3 protein-coding genes are annotated in these 1,634 nt (G+C 30.2%); all 3 read right to left on the minus strand.

Annotated elements, in window-relative coordinates:
• Positions 1 to 641: type IV pilus biogenesis protein PilM (gene pilM, locus ACRDBA_RS00095; RefSeq protein ID WP_438570913.1), on the minus strand; the 641-nt coding region annotated here is incomplete at its 3' end.
• A 51-nt stretch (positions 642 to 692) separates the two neighbouring features.
• Entirely contained in the window at positions 693 to 1,136 is a 444-nt protein-coding gene (locus ACRDBA_RS00100) for a prepilin-type N-terminal cleavage/methylation domain-containing protein (RefSeq protein ID WP_438570914.1), read from the minus strand.
• A gap of 73 nt (positions 1,137 to 1,209) precedes the next feature.
• A partial coding sequence (locus ACRDBA_RS00105; RefSeq protein WP_438570915.1) for a prepilin-type N-terminal cleavage/methylation domain-containing protein occupies positions 1,210 to 1,634 on the minus strand: 425 nt, incomplete at its 5' end.

Consider the following 1,634-nt stretch of genomic DNA (forward strand, 5'->3'; position numbering starts at 1 on the left):
GTTACATCTAATGCATAGGGTGATAAATTAGCTTTTGTTAATAAATCATAATATGAGTACGACATTTTTTCTGGGAAAGACACTACATTAACTCGTACCTTTACTTTCCCCATATCTTCTACACCTTCTATTTCTTCTAATAAAGTATATTGAATCACATAGTCATCTAAATTAATAGGTAGGTATTGCTGTATCTCAAATCTTATTACAGTTTCATATTCATCCTCTTCAACCTTAGGAATTATTATTTCTCTATTTATTATCAATGATGAATTAGTAGTACAAATTGCATCTTTAGCTGAAACACTACTTTCCTTTAAATTAAATGATAAAATTCCTGCTAAATATTCTACATTTTCAATCTTCCCATCTGAAACAACATCTACAGGTGTTGGAATTTCTATTAAATTATTAATAACTAAACTTTCCTTGAAATAGCTTCCTTCAGCTACCTTTATAGTTTTTTCTCCTATATCAAAGGCTACTACCTTTTTGGCTCTTCTAAACCTTTCTAGCAAATCTTTCTTTTCTTTTTTTTCCTTACTCTCTTTAGTACTTTTAAAAATATAACTCTTTATATCTTTAATATCCGTATTAAGTATGGACATTAAACCTTTCTTTTCTTTAGTTGAATTACTCATGCTTCACCTCATTGTGCCATATAGTAAATAAGAATATACATATGTATATCCTTAATCATTTTCATAATAAATATTACCGCTTACATTTGCTGGCTTAGGAAATATCTGAACTGGAGGTGATCCATCCTCAGTTTCATAAATCCAAACAATAATTTCTCCATCTGGTCTTACACTTACTGTAAATGTTCCACCTCTAGTAAGTGCTCCCTTTGGGACAGATTGTAAATACTCTGTTAAGTACTTACTTTCACCTTCTGTTGAACCAACCTGTAAATCGTATCTTTCTTCTCCATCCTTTGGTGCAGTTAGCTTTCCTTCTGCTAATAACACTGTAGTTGCATCTGCTATTACCTTAGCATTAGCTATATCTGCTTTTATACTTGTGTTTCTTCTTACTTCTCCAAACTTAGGGATAGCTATTGCTGCTAATATCGCTATTACAGCTATAACTATTATTAATTCTATTAATGTAAAAGCCTTTTTTTTATTTTTCATAAACATTCTCATCACCTTAACATTAAAGTGTAAAGCCATAGACTTTACACTTTACATTTGATTATTTTTAAATTTATTGTAGGACTTCTACAGGATTTGGGAATAATTGATTTTCCCCCATATAAACTGTAACATCCCCTTTATCATTCACTTTTACTGTATATGATGTAAAGTTTTTATTTCCACTTGGATCTTTTGATTCAGGTGCTGGAGGATTTTGCAAATATTCCTCTATGTTATTATTAGTTGTTTTTTGTGAATCTACTTCTATTGTTGTTTCTTGACCTTGAGCTGGTATAGTTAAATTTTCTTCTGCTATTAATGCTGTTGCTGCATTTGCTATAGTCTTAGCATTTGCTATATCTGACTTTAATGCTGCATTTTTTCTTACTTCACCGAATTTTGGTATAGCTATTGCTGCTAATATTGCTATAACTGCTATAACTATTATTAACTCAATTAGAGTAAAGGCTTTTTTCTTTTTGTTTTTTATCATGT

It is taken from the genome of Clostridium sp. (genome assembly GCF_051654825.1).
Classification (GTDB): domain Bacteria; phylum Bacillota; class Clostridia; order Clostridiales; family Clostridiaceae; genus Clostridium.